General features: G+C 61.5%; 14 protein-coding genes. 7 read left to right on the top strand and 7 right to left on the bottom strand.

Annotated elements, in window-relative coordinates:
* Window positions 1–180: 180 nt before the first annotated feature.
* The gene (locus PLD_RS19645; protein WP_159895618.1) at window positions 181–1764 is read right to left on the bottom strand and encodes a peptide chain release factor 3; all 1584 of its coding nucleotides are present in this window, start codon (window positions 1762–1764) and stop codon (window positions 181–183) included.
* 350 nt (window positions 1765–2114) lie between these two features.
* Here PLD_RS19645 and PLD_RS19640 point away from each other — a divergent pair, with 350 nt between their 5' ends.
* From PLD_RS19640 to PLD_RS19620, 5 genes are all read left to right on the top strand, one after another.
* Window positions 2115–2831: an ABC transporter permease gene (locus PLD_RS19640; RefSeq protein WP_159895616.1), complete on the top strand. Its 717-nt coding sequence runs from the start codon at window positions 2115–2117 to the stop codon at window positions 2829–2831.
* A 19-nt stretch (window positions 2832–2850) separates the two neighbouring features.
* Window positions 2851–3744 carry a glycine betaine ABC transporter substrate-binding protein gene (locus PLD_RS19635; RefSeq protein WP_159895614.1) on the top strand — a complete coding sequence of 298 codons (894 nt, stop codon included), beginning with the start codon at window positions 2851–2853 and terminating at the stop codon, window positions 3742–3744.
* A 15-nt stretch (window positions 3745–3759) separates the two neighbouring features.
* Entirely contained in the window at window positions 3760–4428 is a 669-nt protein-coding gene (locus PLD_RS19630; RefSeq protein WP_159895612.1) for an ABC transporter permease, read from the top strand.
* Window positions 4425–5582, top strand: a complete 1158-nt coding sequence (locus PLD_RS19625; RefSeq protein WP_159895610.1) for a betaine/proline/choline family ABC transporter ATP-binding protein — start codon at window positions 4425–4427, stop codon at window positions 5580–5582. The genes PLD_RS19630 and PLD_RS19625 overlap by 4 nt, the downstream gene beginning before the upstream one ends.
* Window positions 5583–6423: 841 nt before the next feature.
* Entirely contained in the window at window positions 6424–7587 is a 1164-nt protein-coding gene (locus tag PLD_RS19620; RefSeq protein WP_159895608.1) for a type III PLP-dependent enzyme, read from the top strand.
* A 236-nt stretch (window positions 7588–7823) separates the two neighbouring features.
* On the opposite strand, the gene PLD_RS19615 is transcribed toward PLD_RS19620, so the two are convergent.
* Complete coding sequence (locus tag PLD_RS19615) at window positions 7824–8654, bottom strand: tetratricopeptide repeat protein (protein WP_159895606.1); 831 nt, start codon at window positions 8652–8654, stop codon at window positions 7824–7826.
* Between the two features lie 3 nt (window positions 8655–8657).
* Complete coding sequence (locus PLD_RS19610; RefSeq protein ID WP_159895604.1) at window positions 8658–9338, bottom strand: Fe2+-dependent dioxygenase; 681 nt, start codon at window positions 9336–9338, stop codon at window positions 8658–8660.
* A 206-nt stretch (window positions 9339–9544) separates the two neighbouring features.
* Between PLD_RS19610 and PLD_RS19605 the strand changes: the two genes are divergently transcribed.
* On the top strand, window positions 9545–11800 hold the full coding sequence (locus PLD_RS19605) for a TonB-dependent siderophore receptor (protein ID WP_159895602.1): 2256 nt from the start codon (window positions 9545–9547) through the stop codon (window positions 11798–11800).
* Window positions 11801–11954: 154 nt separating this feature from the next.
* Entirely contained in the window at window positions 11955–14486 is a 2532-nt protein-coding gene (locus PLD_RS19600) for a sulfite reductase flavoprotein subunit alpha (RefSeq protein ID WP_159895600.1), read from the top strand.
* 191 nt (window positions 14487–14677) lie between these two features.
* Here the strand turns inward: PLD_RS19600 and PLD_RS19595 are convergent, their stop codons facing one another.
* From PLD_RS19595 to PLD_RS19580, 4 genes are all read right to left on the bottom strand, one after another.
* A complete protein-coding gene (locus PLD_RS19595; RefSeq protein ID WP_159895598.1) occupies window positions 14678–16219 on the bottom strand; it encodes an alkaline phosphatase in 1542 nt (513 codons plus the stop codon).
* Window positions 16220–16939: 720 nt separating this feature from the next.
* On the bottom strand, window positions 16940–17326 hold the full coding sequence (locus tag PLD_RS19590) for a hypothetical protein (RefSeq protein ID WP_159895596.1): 387 nt from the start codon (window positions 17324–17326) through the stop codon (window positions 16940–16942).
* Window positions 17327–17686: 360 nt separating this feature from the next.
* A complete protein-coding gene (locus tag PLD_RS19585; RefSeq protein ID WP_159895594.1) occupies window positions 17687–18028 on the bottom strand; it encodes a hypothetical protein in 342 nt (113 codons plus the stop codon).
* 688 nt (window positions 18029–18716) lie between these two features.
* Window positions 18717–20459 (bottom strand): PTS fructose-like transporter subunit IIB, encoded by a 1743-nt coding sequence (locus PLD_RS19580; RefSeq protein WP_159895592.1) that lies wholly within the window; start codon window positions 20457–20459, stop codon window positions 18717–18719.
* Window positions 20460–20468: the final 9 nt, after the last annotated feature.

Here is a 20468-nt window from a genome sequence, read left to right as displayed (position 1 = left end):
CATCGAAGGCCGCGCCTGCGCCTTTGCGACAGCCACGGCACTGCCTGAAACCTAGCCCCGATGGCGCGGTTTTTCCAGAATGCAGACGACTAACGGCGCCCCTGTGGCCAGCCTGTACGGCGCCGGGTACAAAAAAGCCCCGCTGTCTGCACAGCGGGGCTTGGGGTGTTGCCGGCGAACTCAGTGATGTTCGCGGGTGGCGCGGAATTTCACGTCCGGCCAGCGCTCTTCCATCAACGCCAGGTTGACCCGGGTCGGCGCCAGGTAGGTCAGGTGACCACCGCCGTCCAACGCCAGGTTCTCCACCGCCTTGTTGGAAAACTCTTCCAGCTTCTTCTTGTCGCCGCACTCGATCCAGCGGGCGGACCACACGGTGATCGGCTCGTAGGAGCACTCCACCTTGTATTCCTCCTTCAGGCGGCTGGCCACCACATCGAACTGCAGCACACCGACGGCGCCGAGAATGATGTCGTTGCTGCGCTCCGGGAAAAACACCTGGGTCGCGCCCTCTTCGGCCAGCTGTTGCAGGCCTTGGCGCAGTTGCTTGGACTTGAGCGGGTCCTTCAGGCGCACGCGACGGAACAGTTCCGGAGCGAAGTGCGGGATCCCCGTGAAGCCCAGGACTTCGCCTTCAGTGAAGGTATCGCCAATCTGGATGGTGCCGTGGTTGTGCAGACCGATGATGTCGCCGGCATAGGCCTCTTCCAGCTGTTCACGCTCGGAAGAGAAAAAGGTCAGGGCGTCGCCGATACGCAAGTCCTTGCCGGTGCGCACGTGGCGCATCTTCATGCCCTTCTCGTACTTGCCCGAACAGATGCGCATGAAGGCGATCCGGTCGCGGTGCTTGGGGTCCATGTTCGCTTGGATCTTGAACACGAAACCGCTGAACTTTTCTTCCTGCGGCGCCACGGTACGTTCATTGGCTTTACGGGGCAGCGGCAGCGGCGCCCAGTCCACCACCGCATCGAGGACGTGATCGACACCGAAGTTGCCCAACGCGGTACCGAAGAACACCGGGGTCAACTGGCCATCGAGGAACTCCTGCTGGTTGAACTCATGGCAGGCGCCCTGCACCAGTTCCAGTTGCTCGATGAAACGCTCGTACTCGTCACCCAAGTGGGCACGGGCTTCATCGGAATCGAGTTTCTCGATGATTTTGGTTTCAGTGCGTTCATGGCCGTGGCCCGGGGTGTAGACGATGATGTAGTCGCCCGCCAGGTGATACACGCCCTTGAAGTCGCGGTAGCAACCGATCGGCCAGGTAATGGGCGCGGCCTTGATCTTCAGCACCGCCTCGATTTCGTCCAGCAGCTCGATCGGATCACGAATGTCGCGGTCGAGTTTGTTGATGAAGCTGACAATCGGCGTGTCCCGCAGGCGGCAGACATCCATCAGGGCGATGGTCCGTGGCTCTACCCCTTTACCGCCGTCGAGCACCATCAGCGCCGAGTCCACGGCGGTCAGGGTGCGATAGGTGTCTTCGGAGAAGTCTTCGTGGCCCGGGGTGTCCAGCAGGTTGACCATGTGGTCACGATAGGGGAACTGCATGACCGAGGTGGTAATGGAAATACCCCGTTGCTTCTCCATCTCCATCCAGTCGGAGGTGGCGTGACGGTCGGACTTACGCGATTTGACGGTACCCGCCACGGCAATGGCCTTGCCCATCAGCAAGAGCTTTTCGGTGATGGTGGTCTTACCCGCATCCGGGTGGGAAATAATGGCGAAAGTGCGGCGTTTCGCGACTTCGGCGGCCTGTTGGGTCATGGGAAATCGCCTGGCGGTGATCAAAAAAGGGCGCAGATTATAGCTCAGACAACGCCCCGCGGGCCACCGCTCCCCCCGCCCTCCTGGCCACCGTGCAGCAGATAAACGGTGGCCATCTGCTGTCAATTATGGAACCTTTTAAAAAGCGGAGACGTCCACTCCCCTGCCACGCGCTGTCGTCAGGGGCTTAAATATCAGTAAGTTAGCTTGACGAAGCCGCGCTCATGGCTCGCTCACCTGCCGCTTTGCCGGCACTCGACGAGCTGCTTCTCGCGCGCACGTTCTCGGCAGCCAGCAATGGCCTTGCCACACCAGAAGGTGCACGCCGACCGACACAAAGGAGTCCGCCTGTGGCTATTCGCTATGGCAAAGGGCTGATAGGAGGGGTTGCGGTCATCGCCCTCCTGGCCCTGCTGATCCACTGGATCGGCATCAGTACGATCGAACACTACCGCGACGATCTGTGGTTCTACCTGCAAGCTCATCTGTTCCTGGTCCTGGCGTCCATGCTCGCCGCGCTGGTGGTAGGCATCCCCACTGGCATCTTCCTCAGCCGCGAAGCGATGGTCGGGCGCGCCGAACGCTTCATGCAAGTGTTCAACATCGGCAACACCGTTCCCCCACTGGCCGTACTGGCCATCGCCCTGGGCATTCTCGGCATCGGCAGTGGTCCGGCCGTCTTCGCGCTGTTCCTCGCCTCCTTGCTGCCCATCGTGCGCAACACCTTTGAAGCCCTGAAAAACGTCCAGGGCTCACTCAAAGAAGCCGCCGTCGGCATCGGCATGACACCGCGCCAGGTGCTGTGGAACGTCGAACTGCCCAACGCCGTGCCGATCATCATCGGCGGCGTGCGAGTGGCCCTGGCAATCAACGTCGGCACCGCGCCCCTGGCGTTTCTGATCGGCGCCAACAGCCTGGGCAGCCTGATCTTCCCCGGTATTGCCCTGAACAATCAGCCCCAACTGCTGCTCGGCGCGGCCTGTACCGCCCTGCTGGCCTTGCTTCTCGACGGCCTGGTGACCCTGGCCAGCCGCCTCTGGCTGGAACGTGGCCTGCGCCCGTCTTAGCCCCCGCCTAGGAATGAACATGAAAAAAACAAGCCTGATACTCGGCTGCGTCCTGCTGCTCGCGGGACTGGCCCACGCGGCGGACAAACCGCTGATCCGCATTGGCGCCCGGGTCTTCACCGAACAGACCCTGCTGGCGCAAATCACCTCGCAATACCTCAACAGCAAGGGCTACGACACCCACATCACCGGCGGCCTGGGCAGCAATCTGGCCCGCAGCGCCCAGGAAAGCGGCCAGTTGGACTTGCTTTGGGAATACACCGGAGTGTCGTTGGTGGCCTACAACCATGTCAGCGAAAAACTCGACAGCACACAATCCTACGCCCGGGTTAAACAACTGGACGCGGAAAAAGGCCTGACCTGGCTGACCCCTTCAAGGTTCAGCAACACCTACGCCCTGGCCCTGCCACAGAAAATTGCCCAGCAGTACCCACAGATCAACACCATCAGCGACCTGAAAAAGGCCCTCGACAACGAGCAGGACCCGCACCATCTGGTGGCCCTGGACACCGAGTTCGCCAACCGCTCCGACGGCCTGGACGGCTTGGTCCAGAGCTACCGGCTGAACCTGACCCGCAGCAACATCCGCCAGATGGACGCCGGCCTGGTCTACACCGCCTTGCGCAACGGCCAGGTATTCGCCGGCCTGGTGTACACCACCGACGGCCGTCTGAGTGCCTTCAATCTCAAGTTGCTGGCCGACGATCGACACTACTTCCCCGACTACACCGCAGCGCCCGTGGTGCGCCAGGCGGTGCTCGACGCCAACCCGCGACTGGCCGCCGATCTCAAGCCCCTGGCCGAGCTGTTCGACGACCAGACCATGCGCCAGCTCAATGCCCGGGTCGATGTTGATCATCAAAGCCCATCCGCCGTGGCCGCAGACTTCCTGCGCCAACACCCGATCAACTAATAAAGAGGAGAAGTCATGGAATTTTTAACCGCCTTTTCCCATCTCGATTGGGCCCAGGTCCTGCACCTGACCTGGCAGCACATCACCCTGGTGGGCATCGCCGTGACCCTCGCGATTGTCTTCGGCGTGCCCCTGGGCATTCTGATGACCCGCTTTCCGACCCTGGCCGGCCCGCTACAGGCCAGCGCCACGGTGTTGCTGACCATCCCGTCCATCGCCCTGTTCGGCCTGCTGCTGCCGTTCTACTCCAAGTTCGGCCAGGGCCTGGGCCCACTGCCGGCCATCACGGCGGTGTTCCTCTATTCGCTGCTGCCGATCATGCGCAACACCTACCTGGCGCTGACCGGCGTCGAGCCGGGCATCCGCGAAGCCGCCCGCGGCATCGGCATGACCTTCGGCCAGCGCCTGCGCATGGTCGAGTTGCCGATCGCGGTGCCGGTGATCCTCGCCGGGGTGCGTACCGCGGTAGTGATGAACATCGGTGTCATGACCATCGCCGCCACCATTGGCGCCGGCGGCCTGGGCGTACTCATTCTGGCGTCCATCAGCCGCAGCGACATGTCGATGCTGATCGTCGGCGCGGTGCTGGTCAGTCTCCTGGCCATCTTCGCCGACCTGCTCCTGCAATGGCTGCAACGCTCGCTGACACCAAAAGGCCTGACTCCAAAAGGACTCCTGAAATGATCGAACTGCAAAACCTGACCAAGACCTTTCACAGCAACGGCAAGATCATCACCGCCGTCGACTCGGTAAGCCTGACCGTCAATGAAGGCGAAATTTGCGTGTTCCTCGGGCCGTCCGGCTGCGGCAAAAGCACCACGCTGAAAATGATCAACCGCCTGATCATGCCCAGCTCGGGCAAGGTGCTGATCAACGGCGAGGACACCACCGGCCTGGATGAAGTGACCCTGCGCCGCAACATCGGCTACGTGATCCAGCAGATCGGCCTGTTCCCCAACATGACCATCGAGGAAAACATCGTGGTGGTGCCCAAGCTACTGGGCTGGGACAAACAGAAATGCCACGACCGCGCCCGCGAGCTGATGAGCATGATCAAGCTCGAACCCAAGCAGTACCTGCACCGCTATCCGCGGGAGCTGTCCGGCGGCCAGCAGCAACGCATCGGGGTAATCCGCGCCCTGGCGGCGGATGCGCCGCTGCTGCTGATGGACGAGCCCTTCGGCGCGGTGGACCCGATCAACCGCGAGATGATCCAGAACGAGTTCTTCGAGATGCAGCGCGCGCTGAACAAGACCGTGATCATGGTCAGCCACGACATCGATGAAGCCATCAAGCTGGGGGACAAGATCGCCATCTTCCGCGCCGGCAAGCTGCTGCAGATCGATCACCCGGACACCTTGCTCGCCCACCCGGCGGATGATTTCGTCAGCCACTTCGTCGGCCAGGACAGCACCCTCAAGCGCCTGTTGCTGGTGAAAGCCGAAGACGCGGCGGACAACGCACCGTCGGTGAGCCCGCAAACCCCGGTGGCCGAGGCCCTGGACCTGATGGACGAACACGATCGGCGTTACGTGGTGGTGACCTGCGCCGAGAACAAGGCTCTGGGTTATGTGCGTCGTCGCGACCTGCACCGTCAGACTGGCACCTGCGCCCAGTTCCTGCGCGAATTCAACGCCACCGCCGCCTACGACGAACACCTGCGGATTCTTCTGTCGCGCATGTACGAGTTCAACCGTTCGTGGCTGCCGGTGCTGGATGCCGAGCGTGTATTTCTCGGTGAGGTGACCCAGGAATCCATTGCGGCCTACCTGAGCTCCGGGCGTTCGCGGGGGATGAAAACCAACATCGTCTCGCCGGCGGAGGCACTGGTCGCCTGATCAATAAATAGCCAATAACGAACCTGTGGCGAGGGCGCTTGCTCCCCCCTGGACCATGAAGCGGCCCCTCTTTGCCAAAAAGAGTGGAACTGCTGCGCAGTCCACCGGGAGCAAGCGCCCTCGCCACTGGTTTTTCGGCCCACTTACATGGCGGAAAAAAATATCAACAGCCGCCCCCGCAAACAGCGTCCGGCGACACCTTTCGAAACAGCCAAGATCCCCCTCTGATCAGTCTCTCGTCGCCAACGTCGCCGATGTTGACGCTTTCACACTTTCCAGTCACTTGGCGCGCAAAAGCGCCGAACGTGCAGGTATTTTTAACACTTGGAAAATTTTCGGGAACCTCTTTCCGTCATCTGTGTCGGCTACAACGAGAGGTGTCGATATCGCACGTCAGACACGTGCAAAAACGCGACATTTTTTGTTGATCTCAGGCCCCTCACCGCCTAAAGTTCGCGCCGAACGTCCATGCTGGAAACGATCCATCCGGCTCAAGTACTGACGACGAGACAGCAAGGCCAAGGGCAATATTCCCAGATCGCTTGAGAGCGTAGCGAGCGCAGGCAATAGCAGGCGGGAAGAGGCGAAGAAGCAGAGTTTACAGCTGTAAATGAGCATTCCGAGCCTCTTACCAACGCAGTATTGCCTGCGTAACGCCTAAGGCGCCCAGCGCGCAGTAGCTCTCAAGCAATCTGCGTGGCCTTTTTGCTTTCGGCGCCAATGCCTTGGGAAGTAGGCGAACCAAAGTGGGGATACGGAGGACGTTCACAAGGCGGTGTCATCAATGACCTGTCCTTAAACCCATTGATTACCAACGTTTGCCAGTAGGAGCTCCCAACGCATGTCGATTAACGTCGAAGACTATTTTGCGCGCGAAACCTTTCAAAAAATGAAGGCGTTCGCCGACAAGCAAGAAACCCCATTCGTGGTCATCGACACCCAGATGATCGCCCAGGCCTACGACGACCTGCGCGCCGGTTTCGAGTTCGCCAAGGTCTACTACGCGGTCAAGGCCAATCCGGCCGTCGAGATTATCGACCTGCTCAAGGACAAGGGTTCGAGCTTCGATATCGCCTCGATCTACGAACTGGACAAGGTCCTGGACCGCGGCGTCAGCGCCGACCGCATCAGCTACGGCAACACCATCAAGAAATCCAAGGACATTCGTTACTTCTACGAGAAGGGCGTGCGCCTGTTCTCCACCGACTCCGAAGCCGACCTGCGCAACATCGCCAAGGCCGCCCCGGGCTCGAAAATCTATGTGCGCATCCTCACCGAAGGCTCGACCACCGCCGACTGGCCCCTGTCGCGTAAATTCGGCTGCCAGACCGACATGGCCATGGACCTGCTGATCCTTGCTCGCGACCTGGGCCTGGTGCCTTACGGCATCTCCTTCCACGTGGGTTCGCAACAGCGTGACATCAGCGTCTGGGACGCGGCGATCGCCAAGGTCAAGGTGATCTTCGAACGCCTGAAAGAAGAAGACGGCATTCACCTGAAGCTGATCAACATGGGCGGCGGCTTCCCCGCCAACTACATCACCCGCACCAACAGCCTGGAGACCTACGCCGAGGAGATCATCCGCTTCCTCAAGGAAGACTTCGGCGACGACCTGCCGGAAATCATTCTGGAGCCAGGCCGTTCGTTGATCGCCAACGCCGGCATCCTGGTCAGCGAAGTGGTGCTGGTGGCGCGTAAATCCCGCACCGCCGTCGAGCGCTGGGTCTACACCGACGTGGGCAAATTCTCCGGCCTGATCGAAACCATGGACGAAGCCATCAAGTTCCCGATTTGGACCGAGAAGAAAGGCGAGATGGAAGAAGTGGTGATCGCCGGCCCGACCTGCGACAGCGCCGACATCATGTACGAGAACTACAAATACGGCCTGCCGCTGAACCTGGCCATCGGCGATCGCCTGTACTGGCTGTCCACCGGCGCCTACACCACCAGCTACAGCGCGGTGGAATTCAACGGCTTTCCGCCGCTGAAAGCGTTTTACCTGTAAGGACAGTGGCTAGCTGCTAGCCACCAGCGGCAAGAAAAAGCCCATGACCTGTCATGGGCTTTTGGCTTTTTGTGGAGGCGGTTTTGGCAAAGGACAAGGCTGACTCAAGCGCGCAGCCCATACCACTACTGACTGATGGTCGATCACTCATGCGCAATCGACATCGGCCATTGCTTCCAGTGTCCTGCGAGTGGTGACATTGAAAGACGGCGGGCCAAAAGAGACCAGAGAATCACTCATGAGGCTTTTCCTTGCGTAGGCAGGTGCTCAATCATCGCCACTAAGGCCAAGTCTGTAAGCCGTTCTACATCCCGTTCATCACCCAATTGCGCGGCGCGCTGATGATAGGCCTGGGCCAGTTGGCGAATCTTTGGATGCGTGGCATTGAGCAACGCAGCGCAAGCCACGCGCAGGAAATTCAGATTGCCGCCCGCTAGGGCCTGTTGCAGCCAATCCACGGCTTCGTCGATCCGCCCTGCATCGGCCAGCACCGCCGCGTAGCTGAACTGCCCGCGAAAATCCCCACCCTCGGCCGAACGTCGGTACCAGTCCCGGGCCGCCTCGGGATCGGCCGGACACACCAGCCCTTCCTCCAGGTAACGCCCCAGCAGGTTCATCGATTTAGCATGACCAAGGTCCGCCGCACGGCGGTAGCAGGCCAGGGCCAGGGCATGGTTCTGCGCCACGCCACGGCCGGTGGCCAAGAGGTTGGCGTAGTTGTACAGGCCCCAATCCAGCCCCGCTTCGGCGGCCAATCGATAGTGCCCGGCCGCGCGGGCGGCATCCGCCGGGCACCCCCAGCCGTGTTCATGGCAGCGTCCGAGCATGTTGCGGGCCATCAGGTGTCCGCGTTGCGCGGCGATGTCGAACCAACGCAAAGCCAGGGCTCGATCCTGCTGGATGCCGTGGCCGTCGAGGAGGATCTGCCCCAGCAGCGCTTGGGCCTCCACCACACCCTCGCGCGCCGCTAGCAGGATCGCCTGGGCCGCACGGGCCGGGCTCTGTTGAAGCATGGCGCTCAGTTGCGCACCGTCGAGGACTTCCTCGCGGCGAAGTTGAACAGTCACGGGTTACACCTCGACCCAGCGGCGCAGCAGATTGTGATAGGTGCCGGTCAGGCGGATCAACGAAGGATGCTCGGGCACATCCCGGGTCAGTTCCTGGATCGCGCCGTCCATCTCGAACAGCAAGGCGCGCTGGCTGTCTTCGCGCACCAGGCTCTGGGTCCAGAAGAATGAGGCGTAGCGGGCGCCACGAGTCACCGGGTTAACCTTGTGCAGGCTGGTGCCGGGGTACAGCACCATGTCGCCCGCCGGCAGCTTGACCCGCTGCAGGCCGAAGGTGTCCTGGATCTCCAACTCGCCGCCGTCGTAATCATCGGGGTCGCTGAAGAACAGGGTCGACGACAGGTCGGTGCGCACCCGCTCCGGGCTGCCCTTGGGCTGACGCACGGCGTTATCGATGTGGTAATCGAAACTGCCGCCGGCGGTGTAGCAATTGATCAAGGGCGGGAACACCTTGTGCGGCAAGGCGGCGGACATGAACAGCGGGTGCTGCCACAGGCGATCGAGCATCGCCGCACCGATCTCCTGGGCCAGCGGATGCCCTTCGGGCAGTTGCAGGTTGTGCTTGGCCTTGGCCGACTGATACCCGGCGGTGATCTTGCCGTCTGCCCAATCCGCCTGCTCCAGGGCCTGACGAATGCGCTGCACTTCGTCGCGAGTGAAGACACCGGGTATGTGCAGCAGCATGGCGAGGTACCTGAAGATCGAAGATCGCTAATGGTATTGATTCTTATTGACGATGTAAAACCCACCGACGAATGAGCACGTAAAAACCGTAAGGATAAATTGTAAAGAATGTAAATTAAGTACGAATAGCAATGTTTCGCAATTGATAACAAATACCGCTACCGCCTATATTCCGCCGCCTCAAATCCTTGGGGAGGGGAACCACCATGTCACGCCAACAACCACCATCCACTGCCAGTTCACCACGCTTGCTGGCCTCTGCCATCGGTGTGGCAATCAGCGCAGGCTCCGCCGCTCACATGGCCCAAGCCGCCGAAGACACCCAGCAAAAGACCGCAGGCAAAGCCATTGCCCTGGATGCCACCCGCATTACCGGTGAGGCTCAGGAGCAGACGTCTTACAAGGTCGACACCTCCTCCTCGAAAAAATACACAGCGCCACTACGGGAAACGCCGAAAAGCGTGACGGTGATTCCCCAGCAAGTGATGCGCGACACGGCAGCCACCAGCCTGGTGGATGCCCTGCGCACCACACCCGGGATTACCTTTGGTGCCGGCGAAGGCGGCAACCCGGCCGGTGACCGCCCGATCATTCGCGGCTTCAACGCCGAAAGCGACGTGTTCATCGACGGCATGCGCGACCCCGCTTCGCAAAGCCGGGAGATCTTCAACGTCGAATCCATCGAAGTCAGCAAGGGCCCTGGCTCGGCCTTTACCGGTGCCGGTTCCACCGGCGGCAGCCTGAACCTGATCTCCAAGACCGCCAAGCTGGGCAACTCCTACAACGGTGGGTTCACCTGGGGCTCGGACCAGACCAAACGCACCACCCTGGACCTCAACCAGCAGATGACCGACAGTTCGGCCTTTCGCCTGAACCTGATGAAGCACGAGGCCAACGTGGCCGGTCGCGATGCCGTGGAAGTCAGCCGCTGGGGCGTGGCGCCCTCCTTCGCGTTCGGCCTGGGTACTGACACTCGGGTCACCGTGGGCTACTACCACCTCAACACCGACGACATCCCGGACTACGGCATCCCGTTGACCAACAGCGGCACTCGCCGCAGCAAGTACAACGTCGACAAACCGGTCAGCGTCAATCGTGACAACTTCTACGGCCTCACCGGCCGCGACTACCGCAAGACCAGCGAAGACAGCGGCACGATCAAGATCGAACACGATCTGAACGACAACCTGACCCTGTCCAACAGCTTCCGCCTGTCGCGCTCGACCCTGGACTACATCGTCACCAACCCGGATGACAGCCGTGGCAACGTGGCCAATGGCACCGTCTACCGCAGCCCGAAAAGCCGCAACTCGACCTCCAAGGGCTGGACCAACCAGACCGACCTGAGCGCCAAGTTCGACACCGGTTTCATCGAGCACAGCCTGGTGACCGGTATCGAGTTCTCCTACGTGGATACCCACAACCGTGCCTACGACGTGACCTCGGCGGTCAACGGCAGCACCTGTAACGCGGCCCTGATCGCCAACGGCGACTGCACCAGCCTCAACAACCCGACGCCGGGCGCCGGCTGGAACGGCACCATCAAGGACAGCGCGGCCTACACCGACACCGACACCAAGACCGCTGCGGCCTACGTGTTCGACACCCTGAAGTTCAACGAACAATGGTCGCTGAACCTGGGCCTGCGTTTCGACGACTACCAGACTCGTTCCAGCGGCTTCGCCACTCGGGCCCCGGCGGGTGAATTTGCCCGCGAGAACAACTCGCAGCTGTGGAACTACCAGGTTGGCGTGGTCTACAAACCACTGCCCAACGGCAGCGTCTACGCCGCCTACTCCACCTCCAGCAACCCAGCGGGCGAGACCAGCGGCAACGGCGGCCTGGACTTGGCCGCGAACAACAGCAGCCTGGACCCGGAAAAGAACCGCAACTACGAAGTGGGCACCAAGTGGGACTTCTTCGATGACGATCTGTCGTTGACCGCGGCCCTGTTCCGCACCGAGAAGACCAACGCGCGGATCAACGACCCGGATGGCGGCGCCACCCAGGTGCTGGACGGTGAACAACGGGTCAACGGCCTGGAACTGACCTACAGCGGCAAGCTGACTCGCAACTGGAAGGTCTACGGCGGCTACACCTACATGGAAAGCGAAGTGGTGAAAACCACCCTGGCGGTGGACGAGGGCAACCACACCCCGAGCACACCACGGAACAACTTCACCCTGTGGTCGACCTATGACCTGATCCCGGAACGCCTCACTGTCGGCGCCGGCGCCACCTTCGTCGATTCGCAGTTCGGCAACATCGCCAACTCGGTGGAGATCCCGTCCTACTGGCGCTACGACGCCATGGCCAGCTACAAGCTGACCAAGAACGTCGACCTGCAGCTCAACGTGCAGAACCTGACCGACAAGCGTTACTTCGACCAGGTGTTCCAGACCCACTACGCCCACGTCGCCGCCGGCCGTACCGCCCTGATGAGCGCCAACTTCCACTTCTGACCCAGCACCCAACCGCCTGTGGCCCCGCCACAGGCCGCCAAGCCCCACGCATTGCAATGCCTGGGGCTTTTGCGTGTAAAAACGAATGCTTCTCGACAACACACGGCATACTGCGCGCCGTGTTTTCTCTCTCTGGACGAACAAGGCGAGTGACGTGTTGAAGAAAACCCTGTTCCAGCTGCACTGGTTCTTCGGCATCAGCGCGGGGCTGATCCTGGCCCTGATGGGCATCACCGGGGCGACGGTGTCGTTCCAGGACGAGATCCTGCGCGCCCTCAACCCATCGGTGCTGCAAGTCGACCCGCTCCCCGCCGGGGTGCTGCCGCCCGCCGAACTGGTGGACAAAATCCAGGCCGCCGAAGGCAAGACCGTGTCCATGCTCTGGGTGGAAACCGACAGCGGCAACGCCGCGCGGGTGTTCTTCACCCCGCCGCCGGGGGAACGTCGCGGGCAGATGCGCTACTTCGATCCCTACACCGGCGAGCTCCTGGGTGACGCGGTCGGCCAGGACTTCTTCGGCCTCATGCTGCAACTGCACCGTTTCCTGGCCATCGGCGACACCGGCCGGCAGATCACCGGCGCCTGCACCCTGCTGCTGATCTTCTTCTGCCTGTCCGGGCTGTACCTGCGCTGGCCGCGCCAGGTCGGCAACTGGCGGGTATGGCTGACCCTGGACTGGGCCAAGAAAGGCCGCGGCTTCAACTGGGACCTGCACGCGGTGTTCGGCACCTGGTGCCTGCTGTTCTACCTCTTGTTCGCCCTCACCGGCCTGTACTGGTCCTACGACTGGTACCGGGAGGGACTGACCAAGCTGCTCTCCGACGCGCCACACAGCGAACGCCAGCGCGGCGGTCGCGGCGGCCCGCCACCCAAGGGCGAGGCGCCGCAGGCGGACTACAACGCCCTGTGGAGCAGCATCTACAGCGCCGCCGGCAAGGACCTCAACGCCTACAACATCCGCATGCCGCCAGTGGCCGGGCAGCCGGCGACGGTGTTCTACCTGCTCAAGGATTCGCCCCACGATCGCGCCCTGAACCAACTGACCCTGGACCCCGTCACCGGGGTCATCAGCCGGCATGAGCGCTACGTCGACCAGAGCTTCAAGTCGCAGTTGCTCACCAGCGTCTACGCCCTGCACGTAGGCAGCTACTTCGGCCTTATCGGGCGCATCGTCCTGACTCTGGCCTCACTGAGCATGCCGCTGTTCTTCATCACCGGCTGGCTGCTGTACCTGGATCGCCGGCGCAAGAAACGCCAGATCAAGCAGGCACGCCAAGGCCTGGAAAGCGTCGCCAACGAGGGTTCGGCATGGCTGATCGGTTTCGCCAGCCAGAGCGGTTTTGCCGAACAACTGGCCTGGCAGACCGCCGGGCAATTGCAGGTTGCCGGGATCGCCGCCCGGGTCCTGCCCCTGGGTAACCTCAGCGAACAGGACCTGCGTGACGCCCAGCGAGCCCTGTTCGTGGTCAGCACCTTTGGCGACGGCGAAGCCCCGGACAGCGCCCGCGGCTTCGAGCGCAAACTGCTGGGCCGCGAGCTGTCGCTGCCGGGCCTGGAATACGCCGTGCTCGGCCTGGGCGACCGCCAGTACCCGCACTTCTGCGGCTTTGCCCGGCGCCTGCACGACTGGCTGACCAACCAGGGCGCCAGCACCCTGTTCGCCCCCATCGAGGTGGACAGCGGCGACAGCTACGCCCTGCGTCACTGGCAACAGCAGCTGGGCCAAGTCACCGGCCATGCGCCGGTGGACCTGTGGCAGGCCCCGGCCTTCGACAACTGGACCTTGAACACCCGCACCCTGCTCAACCCTGAAAGCAGCGGCTCCGGGGTCTACCTGCTGCAACTGCTGGCCCCCAGCGCCAGCAGCTGGCTGGCCGGGGATCTGGTGGAAGTCATGCCGCGCAACAGCCGTGGCGCGGTGGCGGATTTCCTCGCGGGCCTGGGCCTCTCCGGCAGCACCCCGGTGCACCTGGACGGCCTGCAGGAAAGCCTCGAACAAGCCCTGGGCAGCCGCCAGCTTCCGGAAAACCGCGCCCATTTGATCGGCCTGCACGCCCAAGCCCTGGTGGACGCCCTGGTGCCCCTGAACATGCGCGAGTACTCCATCGCCTCGATCGCCGCCGACGGCTGCCTGGAACTCCTGGTGCGCCAGGAATGCCGCCCCGACGGCAGCCTGGGCATTGCCTCGGGCTGGCTCACCGAGCATGCCGCGGTGGGTTCCAGCATCAGCCTGCGGGTGCGGCGCAACAGCGGCTTCCACCTGCCGGCCGAACCCTGCCCGCTGATTCTGCTGGGCAACGGCACCGGCTTGGCGGGCCTGCGCAGTTTGCTCAAGGCACGGATCGCCGAGGGCCAGCAACGTAACTGGCTGATCTTTGGCGAGCGCAACGCCGAGCATGATTTCTACTGCAAGGATGAACTGCAGGAATGGCGTACCCGGGGCGACCTGAGCCGCCTGGACCTGGCGTTCTCCCGGGACCAGGCCGAGAAGATCTACGTCCAGGACCGCCTGCGCCAAGCGGCCGACGAACTGAAAAAATGGCTGGCCGACGGCGCCGCGATCTACATCTGCGGCAGCTTGCAGGGCATGGCTTCAGGGGTGGATCAGGTGCTCAACGAGGTACTGGGCGCAGACCAGGTCGAACGCCTGATCGAACAGGGGCGCTACCGCCGCGACGTTTACTGAGGCGTCAGACGCTTCGCCGGCAAGCCGGCTCTACACCACTCCAGCGGCCCCCTCCTGCGTAGGAGCTGGCTTGCCAGCGAAAGCGCCCGCCCGAACAGCGCAAGATTCAAGGGCCTCTTCGCCGGCAAGCCGGCTCCTACATCGATCCTGCGGCCCCCTCCTCCTACGGAACGGGATGCTGGCGAGGAGGGTTACACCGGCTGCAGGTTGTGCTCGTACACCGCCACGCCATCCAGGTCCCGCAGGATCACCTTCAGCTCCGCCGTCTGCCCATCGATCTGCACTTCGCCAAAGAACTGAAACCCGGCAAAGGGCGAAGTGTTCTGCGCAGGTGGCGCCTTCTGAAACACCACTTCCGGGCCGAAGGTCTTGTCCAGCACATTGGGCCCGAAACTCCCGGCATTCAGGGGGCCGGCGACAAACTCCCAGAACGGCTCGAAATCCTGGAACGCCGCGCGATCCGGGTGGTAATGGTGGGCCGCGCAGTAATGCACGTCCGCCGTCAGCCACACATGGTTGCGCACCTGATGCTTGCGCAGGTACGCCAGCAATTCGGCCATCTCCAACTCCCGCCCCTGAGCCGACCCCGGATCACCATTGGCCACCGCTTCCCAGCGCGCCACTCCCGGGCTGACCTCGCCATCGGGCACGCCGAGGCCAATGGGCATGTCCGCCGCCACCACTTTCCATTGGGCCTGTGAATCCTTGAGTTCACGCTTGAGCCAATCCAGCTGCTCACGCCCCAGGAAGGGTTTCTCGCCACCGAGGTTGTCATCGTTGGCCCCGCGATAACTGCGCATGTCCAGCACAAATACATCCAGCAACGGCCCATAGCTGAGCTTGCGGTAAATCCGCCCGCCGCCATCGGCGCTCTGCCGGCGCATCGGCGAATACTCCAGCCACGCCTGCCGCGCGCGGCCCACCAGGGTCTGGATGTCCTTGACCGCGTAGCGTTCATCCAACTGCTTGCCGGGCGACCAGTTGTTGACCACCTCATGGTCGTCCCACTGCCAGATCTGCGGCACCTCGGCGTTAAAGCGACGCAGGTTGTCGTCCATCAGGTTGTAGCGGTAATTGCCCCGGTATTCATCGAGGGTCTCGGCCACCTTGCTCTTGGCCTCGGTGGTGATATTGCGCCAGACGCGCCCGTCCTCCACGGTCAACTGCGCCGGCACCGGGCCGTCGGCGTAAATGGTGTCGCCGCTGTGGATAAAGAAGTCCGGCAAGCGCAGGCGCATGGCCTCATAGATGCGCATGCCGCCGATGTCCGGGTTGATGCCAAAGCCCTGCCCCACCGTGTCGCCGCTCCAGACAAAACGGATGTCCCGGCGTTGCGACGGCGCACTGCGCAAATGGCCGAACCACGGCTCACTGGCCACACCGCTCTGGGCATCCTCGAACCTCACCCGATAGAAGATCGCCTGATCGGCCGGCAACCCGGTCAACTCCACCCGCGCCGTGAAGTCGGTCCGCGCATCGGCCAGGGGCGAGATGAAACGCCGAGGGTTGCTGAACAGGCTTCGCGTGTCCCACTCCACCACCATCCGCGCCGGGCGATCCGTGCGGCTCCAGATCATCGCCTTATCCCCCAGCAGATCCCCGGACTGCACCCCATCGGTGAGCTGCGGCCGGTCCTTGACCGACGCCATCACCGCCGGCGCCAGACTCGGCAGCAACAGCCCCGCCCCGGCGATTTGCATGATCCGACGACGGCCGAGGTTGAACTCGCTCATGGTGACTCCCTGACAATGGTCAAAGGGCAACCTTAGTCAGCGGGGATGAAGGGGGTGTGACAGCAAGGACATACGACCGCAATGCAGGGTGGCAACTCGACGCGGACTAGCAGAACCGGCCTCAGGCAACCGGCGCATCCGTAGATGCTCCGCGCCAAGTTGCCCTGACCATCCGAAGCTAAACAACTGCAGCCTCTACTAAATTTAACTATTCAAGCGTCGCCTGGGATGCTCCACACTTAAACTTGTTCATCGATCCTTTGAATTGAACAGTGGAAAACCAGCTATCAAGCTAAACAATATGGCCACCGAAGCCCCCCCCGACACAACTTCCCTCAACTCTGGAATAATTTCCTTGAACGAACCGAGTGGCATAGAAAAAATAATCCAAACACACAGAACATGACACTCCCCAGCAATGACCCGGATAGAAACATCATGACAATGCTCAATAAGTTTCTGTTTCGCAAAAAAATTACAAGAGGAACCACAAATAGCAAGCATGGTAAATAGCTAAACGGAATAGAAAAAACAGAAGAAAAGCCGCCTGCCTTAGATCGGACAAATTTAATACTAACAAGAACAATACCGAAGGTAGCAAAGGCGCGATAGCAAAGCCCAACCACATCCGTCAATTAGACATAGTCGCCTCACCTGTTCCCTCTAACTCGCACCCAAAGTGCTAAACTACATCGCATTCGACCTCTAATTAAAACCCATCTATTTTCCTGGCAACTCTGATCCATCCTGATATACGCGCACAGAAAACCCTTCATCAATCTTTAGTTTAAAAACTATTCTATGGGAACATTCGCAGGCTGCAAATGCTCCTTTTTCCACGGCAGTAGTTCTATATTTAAATACTATTCCTTTATTTTTAATCTCATACTCTGGCGCCTGCGCCGAAAAAGCACAGTTCATAGTAGAATTCACCCTCACTACCTGCCTGCCCGCCCTCCACTCAGAAGTAAAATAACTCTGACCTGACTCATCACCAGCACATTCATAATCCATAAACTCAAAGCTCGATTTCCCATCAGCATAAGTCAAGCCAGACAGGAACATACCAAGAACTATTCCGGCACTTAGATTTTTTTGAGAAACCATTATTTTTCTCCATCATTATTTTCTGCACCATTAAATCTTACGAACTGACCTTTAGGGCTAAAACTAAATCGACCCTCCCTAATAAAATACCCCCCCATGACAGTCAAGCGTCCACTTGGAGTAATGATAGGGACCCCGAGTATCTTAGATAATTGAGCCGCGAATGAGTTTTGTCTTAAATTAAGCCGTGGCGCTGGCGAGGGGACTTGCCCTGCTCGACAGCGCAACGGCGGTAATCCCTCTCTGAGCGCGAGGGGTGTCTGACAGGCTGCGGCGGTTAGCCATGGGCGCGCTATGCGCGCCAGTGGGAGCAAACTCCCTCGCCACAACAAGCGGGCTGCCTGTGCGGTAGTCTTTACATCAACCGGGAGAGCGGCGATTGCCATCAAGCAAGGCATCGACCACGCCACGGGCCATTTCCACCGAATGCACCAGGGACCAGATCAAGCCACGCTCGATGCCGCTGGCCTGCTCGGTGATCTCGTCGGACACCTCCTCGGCCGCCTTGAGCAGCATGGAAACGTGGAGCAAGGCTTCCTCGGCGCTGATGCCGGCGCGGACGGTGAAGGGGGAACCAGCGCTAATGGGCGTGCTGACTGTTTCTTTAAGGGCTTTGAGCACTGCGTGGTTGGCAGCATCGTGCTTGAAATCGCCTAAACGACGAGCACGCGAGATATGAGAGGTCGAGTTTGAACGTTTCATGAAGCTCCTCCGAATGAATGGAGTCGCCATAACCTATCAGAACAAGTAGAAACTCCACTGACTGGATACGGGACCGAAATCCCTGAGCTCAGGCTGCTAACCCCGGACACTAAACTGCAGTGACGCCCCGAAGACTAGCCAGCAAATTATGCAGTCACAAGCGCCTAAGAACGTCTCCGACCAACCTTACAAAAGAAAGAGATTTTCCCGACTTGCATCGCTGACAAATGCCTTCGGAAACCTCAACACCCAACGCCAGCTTCTCTGTCGTTCGCAGCCTGCGGCAGCGACTACACCAGCCCAAACCCAAAACGCCCCAAACACCCACATCCACCGCCCAAACGCGCCGGCCGGCAGGCCGCGCCGAACGGCTTTTGATCTTGATCCACCCGCCCCCTCGGCAGGCCGAGTGGAGGTGTTTATCAGGGGATTGGCGCGCAGCGCCCCTCGACGCAGTCGAGGACATCGCTGGAAGCTATGCCCCCTGATAAGCACCGCAGGGAGGGAACCTGAGCGCAGCGAAGGCCGAACGCGGGGGCAAGCGTTTTTGCTTACTTTTTAGGCGCTTGTAAAAAGTAAGGCGCCGTAAGGGCGCAACCTTAAGCCGCCGTGACCGCAGCAACGGATATGCACTCCGTACCGATGCACCAGGCCGGCTTCAAGGCCGCCTTCGCCGGCAAGCCGGCTCCTACGAAGACGCGGGTTGCAGAGCCAGCTCCACCGCCTCGGGCCGCTTCACCAGCGCATACACCACCGCCGTCAGCAAACTCCCCGCGACAATCGCCAGCAAATACAGCAGCGCATGATTGATGGCATTCGGAATCAACATCACAAACAGGCCACCATGGGGCGCCATCAGCTTGCAGCCGAAATACATCGACAAGGCCCCAGTCAGAGCACCACCGGCAATGCTCGCCGGAATCACCCGCAGTGGATCTTTGGCGGCAAACGGAATCGCCCCTTCGGAGATAAAGCACAACCCCAACACCAGCGCCGCCTTGCCGGCTTCACGCTCGGTCTGGGCAAATTTGCGCCGGGCAATAAACGTAGCAATCCCCAAGCCAATCGGCGGCACCATGCCCGCGGCCATGGTCGCGGCCATCGGTGCATAACTCTGGGACGCCAGCAGCCCCACCGAAAACGCATAGGCCGCCTTGTTGATCGGCCCGCCCAGGTCGACGCACATCATCGCGCCCAGCAGCACCCCCAGCAGAATGGCGTTGGTGGTGCCCATGCTGTCGAGGAAGTGGGTCAGCGCCGCGAGCATGCCCGCCACGGGTCTGCCCACCACGTAGATCATCACCAGCCCGGTAAACAGACTGGCCAGCAGCGGGATGATCAGGATCGGTTTCAACGCCTCCAGGCTTTGCGGCAGTCGCACATATTGGCTGATCGCCTTGGCCGCATAACCGGCCAGAAACCCGGCGACGATGCCGCCGATAAAACCCGCGCCCAGGGTGCTGGCGAGCAGGCCGCCGATCATCCCCGGCGCCAGCCCCGGCCGGTCGGCGATGGAGTAGGCGATGTAACCGGCCAGCAGCGGCACCATCAACTTGAAGGCGGTCTCGCCGCCGATCTGCATCAGGGCCGCGGCCAGGGTGCCCTCTTCTTTGAAGGCGGTGATGCCGAAGACGAAGGACAGGGCAATCATCAGGCCGCCCGCCACCACCATCGGCAGCATGAACGACACCCCGGTCAGCAGGTGTTTGTAGACCCCGGTCTTTTCCTGCTTGGCCGGTGCCTGGGCGCCTGGCGCGGTGGACTCCAACTGGCCCTCGGCCAGGGCCTTGTTCAGGGTCGCCTCGGCTTGCTTCAGGGCCACGCCGGTGCCGCAGCGGTAGATGCGCTTGCCGGCAAAACGCTCGGTGGCCACTTCGATGTCCGCCGCCAGCAGCACCACGTCGGCGGCGGCGATGGCTTCGGCGCTCAGCGGGTTACGGGCGCCCACCGAGCCCTGGGTTTCCACTTGCAGGTCGTAGCCCAGGCGCTTGGCGGTCTGCTGCAAGGCCTCGGCGGCCATGAAGGTGTGGGCCACGCCAGTCGGGCAGGCGGTGATCGCCACCAGGCGCGGCGCGGGTTTGCCCGCCTCGACCACAGGCTCGGCACTGGCTTCGGTGGCGACATGGACCTGGGCCTCGTCGGCGCCGCGACGCAGTACGGCGTCAACGTCCTGCAGAGCCTGGGCCGGGGTGCTGTGATAGACCCGCTTGCCGACAAAACGCGACATATCCACAGGCCCGGTGCTGACCACCAGTACCCATTCGGCGGCCTCAATCGTGGCCGCTGACAGTTGGCGTTCCGGGTGCGCGTCGTCGTGCACTTCAACGCTGGTGCTCCAACCCTGGCGCTGGGCCGCGGCGTCCAGCAGGCGGGCGCAAAGTACGCTGGTGACCATGCCGTTGGGGCAGGCGGTAACAATGGCTAACTTCATACGCAACCC

It is taken from the genome of Pseudomonas sp. LD120 (assembly GCF_009861525.1).
Classification (GTDB): Bacteria; Pseudomonadota; Gammaproteobacteria; order Pseudomonadales; family Pseudomonadaceae; genus Aquipseudomonas.
This window is presented reverse-complemented; position numbering and strand designations above follow the sequence as displayed.

What these genes read in the sequence shown, in the direction of transcription:
- PLD_RS19635 (WP_159895614.1), top strand. Translation starts at nt 2,851, where the DNA reads ATGAAAAAAACAAGCCTGATACTCGGCTGCGTCCTGCTGCTCGCGGGA.
- PLD_RS19580 (WP_159895592.1), bottom strand. Translation starts at nt 20,459, where the DNA reads ATGAAGTTAGCCATTGTTACCGCCTGCCCCAACGGCATGGTCACCAGC.
- PLD_RS19620 (WP_159895608.1), top strand. Translation starts at nt 6,424, where the DNA reads ATGTCGATTAACGTCGAAGACTATTTTGCGCGCGAAACCTTTCAAAAA.
- PLD_RS19595 (WP_159895598.1), bottom strand. Translation starts at nt 16,219, where the DNA reads ATGAGCGAGTTCAACCTCGGCCGTCGTCGGATCATGCAAATCGCCGGG.
- PLD_RS19610 (WP_159895604.1), bottom strand. Translation starts at nt 9,338, where the DNA reads ATGCTGCTGCACATACCCGGTGTCTTCACTCGCGACGAAGTGCAGCGC.
- PLD_RS19585 (WP_159895594.1), bottom strand. Translation starts at nt 18,028, where the DNA reads ATGAAACGTTCAAACTCGACCTCTCATATCTCGCGTGCTCGTCGTTTA.
- PLD_RS19630 (WP_159895612.1), top strand. Translation starts at nt 3,760, where the DNA reads ATGGAATTTTTAACCGCCTTTTCCCATCTCGATTGGGCCCAGGTCCTG.
- PLD_RS19605 (WP_159895602.1), top strand. Translation starts at nt 9,545, where the DNA reads ATGTCACGCCAACAACCACCATCCACTGCCAGTTCACCACGCTTGCTG.
- PLD_RS19590 (WP_159895596.1), bottom strand. Translation starts at nt 17,326, where the DNA reads ATGGTTTCTCAAAAAAATCTAAGTGCCGGAATAGTTCTTGGTATGTTC.
- PLD_RS19645 (WP_159895618.1), bottom strand. Translation starts at nt 1,764, where the DNA reads ATGACCCAACAGGCCGCCGAAGTCGCGAAACGCCGCACTTTCGCCATT.
- PLD_RS19625 (WP_159895610.1), top strand. Translation starts at nt 4,425, where the DNA reads ATGATCGAACTGCAAAACCTGACCAAGACCTTTCACAGCAACGGCAAG.